Consider the following 2,947-nt stretch of genomic DNA (forward strand, 5'->3'; position numbering starts at 1 on the left):
ACATACGCAAAATAGGCATACCTGTACCCACAACCAAAGACTAACTAATCCTTTAAAGCCACCAGAAAGACCTCAACCAGAGCGTCCTCACTTTCTCTTATAGCACCAGTGCATAGGAATATGCTTCTATCATCCAGCATTTCCTTGACTGCATCAATATAAGAAATCATGAAGTCGTAATCCAGGCTCTCATTTTGCCTTATATGCATCCATAACCTCTCTACCTCTGAGAGCTCAACATTCTTTAGCCAAAGCTCATCTATTGCATCATGTAAAGCTTCTAAGCTCCTGTCCTTTGTCCTTCCTGTTCCCACGGTAAACGTGCAGTCCTCACAGCTGAAGAAGTTTATTAAATCCGAAGTGTCTATGCATATGAGATTGACATCGGGGTTCACAGCTTCAGTTAGCAGGTCTGCGATAAGCGGCAGGTGTTTTTCTTTATCAAGGGTGACTCTAAAGCCAAGCTCTGTTTCCAAGGTGTGTATGTCCAAAATGGCGGGCCCGGGAGGACTCGAACCTCCGACCTGGGGATTAGAAATCCCCTGCTCTATCCGTCTGAGCTACGGGCCCTACCTTGTCGGGGTGGCAGGACTTGAACCTGCGACCTTCGGCTCCCAAAGCCGACGCTCTGCCACCTGAGCTACACCCCGTTCAGGGCAGTATATTATTATCTACTTACAGGCTTCAGTTTTCAAGGATGTTGGACTTTGTAATAATCGGCGGACCGACCGCAACGGGAAAATCGGAGCTTGCCTGCTGTTTAGCCGAGCGCGTAAGCGGAGAGATAGTAAGTGCAGACTCAATGGCGGTTTACAGGGGAATGGATATAGGAACAGCCAAGCCCTTGGAATGTATGGATAGGGTGAGGCACCACCTGATAGATATAGCCGAGCCCGGGGAACCCTTTGATGCTAAGCTTTTTGAAAGAGAGGCAAGCCGTGCGATAGAGGATATAAAAGGGAGGGGAAAGCTCCCGATAGTCTGCGGAGGGACCTACCTTTACCTTCAGGCTCTCCTCTACGGCATAGAGGAGACACCGCCACCAAACTGGAATCTGAGGAAGAGGCTGTATAGAATGGCGGAGAAGAAGGGAAGGGAGCACCTTCACAGGAAGCTGAGCCTGATTGACCCCCTTTATGCGAGAAAGATACACCCCCACGACGTGAGGAGGTCCGTGAGAGCCCTTGAGGTGTTCCTTGAGACCGGGAGGGCTTTCTCCTCCTTTCACCGCTGGGATAAGCCAAGGTTCAATTACTTAGGTATTTATGTATCAAGAGACTGGGAGGAGCTCTCAAGGAGGATAGAAATAAGGGTTCAGAGAATGGTTGAGGAAGGACTGATTGATGAGGTTAAAGAACTCCTTGATAAAGGCTTTGAAGGCTTCCTGACCTCTTCTCAGGCTATAGGCTACAAGGAGCTAATTCCCTACCTCAGGGGTAAAGTAAGCCTTGAAGAGGCTGTGGAGGAGATAGTGAAAAACACGAGGGAGTATGCGAAGAGGCAGATAAGGTGGTTCCGAAGGCAGGGCTGGGTTGAGATAAACCTCACCCACCTGAGCCCAGAGGAAGCCTGTGAGAGGCTCCTCACTCTTCTTCCCTGAACTCCTTTATCTCTATCAGGACTCCCCTCTCTCCCTTTACCACCTTCTTTACGGTCCTCACCTCATATATGAGGTTGTCGTTCTTCAGGACACCTCCCTTCTCAAGGATATCCCAGAGGCTCTTTAGCATGTTGTCTATATCCCTCTTCCTGTGGTTGGGAAGTATCAGGGTTATATCAACCGATACCTTTCTATCAATAGGCTCTCCCGAGTACTGCTCCCTTATCTCCCAGAGGGCTTTCACCTCCCAGTTCTTCACCCTTGGTGGCTTAAAGACCTTACCACCCTTCTTCCTTATGTACCTGTTGGTCTTGGGAACGGGAATGTCCGAGAGCCTAAGAACCAACATCTTTTGTCTTGACTATAAGATAAACTATTGAGCCAAAGGTCAGGAAGAGGGAGACCATGCTCATTATCACCGATATTAGGTGAGCCTTTGCAAACTCCGGAGAGCCCGCCACCTTGAGGGCGTGAGCCTGTGGGACGAGCTTGAACTCAAGATATAGGAGAATGAGGAAGTTTATAGCTAAGAGCAGGAGCAGGAACCTGCTCATCTTTGAGGTTATCCCTATCAGAAGGGATATGCCCACCGCTCCCAGACCAACTCCAAAGTAAAGGGGGAAAACCTTCTCAACGATGCCCCCCGCCACGCTCCTTTCCAGGCTCCTGAAGAGCTCAGGGGCAACTATATAGCTGAAAAAGGAACCGAGACCAAAGTAGAAGGAAAGGAGAAATATCATCACCCTATTCACAGACTACCTCCTTGGGCTTTCTTCTCTCTGCGACGAATACGAGAAGGGTCAAGAAGAGGAAGAGACCCCCTATGTAGAACCGCGTTACCCAGACAGTCCAATGGGTTTCTGAAAGCACCTTCGGTACGTATTCAAGAGCCCAAGCCCCCAGCAGAACCGTCAGGAAGAGGGGGGTTACGTACCTCATGATGTAGTAGTAGAGCCTCGGGACCTTTATTATCCCGCCTCTGTTTATCTCCTCCCAAGCCCTGCTTCCTCCGAAGAGCCACATGAAAATAACCAGCTCAAGGAGACCAAAGAAGACGACCCCTATCGTCCCAGCCCAGAAGTCCATCTCATCCAAGGAGCGATTGAGGAATATGACCAGGTGGGCGCTGAAGAACACAATTCCGGCGGTTATCAGAACCGAGTGTTTGCGTGAGAGACCGAACTCATCCTCAAAGAAGGCTATCAAGGGCTGCATCAGGGCTAAGGAGGAGGTCAGACCTGCGAAGAACAGGAGAAAGAACCAGAGAAAGCCTAAGAATGTCCCCGCGGGCATGTTGGCGAATATAGCCGGCAGGCTTATGAAGCCGAGGTTGAAGGCTCCCGACTT

Annotated in this window: 5 protein-coding genes and 2 tRNA genes; 1 reads left to right on the top strand and 6 read right to left on the bottom strand. The window is 49.9% G+C overall.

Annotation, left to right across the window (positions count from 1 at the left end; translation table 11 throughout):
- Positions 1–44: 44 nt before the first annotated feature.
- The 3 genes from AC1HCM_RS04980 to AC1HCM_RS04990 all read right to left on the bottom strand — a co-directional run bounded on the left by AC1HCM_RS04980 (position 45) and on the right by AC1HCM_RS04990 (position 650).
- Positions 45–476 (bottom strand): hypothetical protein, encoded by a 432-nt coding sequence (locus tag AC1HCM_RS04980; protein WP_479460666.1) that lies wholly within the window; start codon positions 474–476, stop codon positions 45–47.
- 17 nt (positions 477–493) lie between these two features.
- Positions 494–570 (bottom strand) — tRNA-Arg (locus AC1HCM_RS04985).
- 7 nt (positions 571–577) lie between these two features.
- A tRNA-Pro gene (locus AC1HCM_RS04990) sits at positions 578–650 on the bottom strand.
- Positions 651–700: 50 nt separating this feature from the next.
- Here AC1HCM_RS04990 and miaA point away from each other — a divergent pair.
- Positions 701–1,600: a tRNA (adenosine(37)-N6)-dimethylallyltransferase MiaA gene (gene miaA, locus AC1HCM_RS04995; RefSeq protein WP_479460667.1), complete on the top strand. Its 900-nt coding sequence runs from the start codon at positions 701–703 to the stop codon at positions 1,598–1,600.
- On the opposite strand, the gene AC1HCM_RS05000 is transcribed toward miaA, so the two are convergent.
- The 3 genes from AC1HCM_RS05000 to AC1HCM_RS05010 form a co-directional block, all read right to left on the bottom strand.
- Positions 1,584–1,949, bottom strand: coding sequence for a RusA family crossover junction endodeoxyribonuclease (locus AC1HCM_RS05000; RefSeq protein WP_479460668.1), 366 nt, complete (start codon positions 1,947–1,949; stop codon positions 1,584–1,586). The genes miaA and AC1HCM_RS05000 overlap by 17 nt on opposite strands.
- The gene (locus tag AC1HCM_RS05005) at positions 1,936–2,352 is read right to left on the bottom strand and encodes a DUF4149 domain-containing protein (RefSeq protein WP_479460669.1); all 417 of its coding nucleotides are present in this window, start codon (positions 2,350–2,352) and stop codon (positions 1,936–1,938) included. Before AC1HCM_RS05005 ends, AC1HCM_RS05000 begins: the two co-directional genes overlap by 14 nt.
- A partial coding sequence (locus tag AC1HCM_RS05010) for an SLC5/6 family protein (protein WP_479460670.1) occupies positions 2,345–2,947 on the bottom strand: 603 nt, incomplete at its 5' end. The genes AC1HCM_RS05005 and AC1HCM_RS05010, both read right to left, overlap by 8 nt.

Source organism: Hydrogenivirga sp., assembly GCF_056450045.1.

Coding starts and splice junctions, on each gene's coding strand:
- AC1HCM_RS05000 (WP_479460668.1), bottom strand. CDS start 1,949: ATGTTGGTTCTTAGGCTCTCGGACATTCCCGTTCCCAAGACCAACAGG.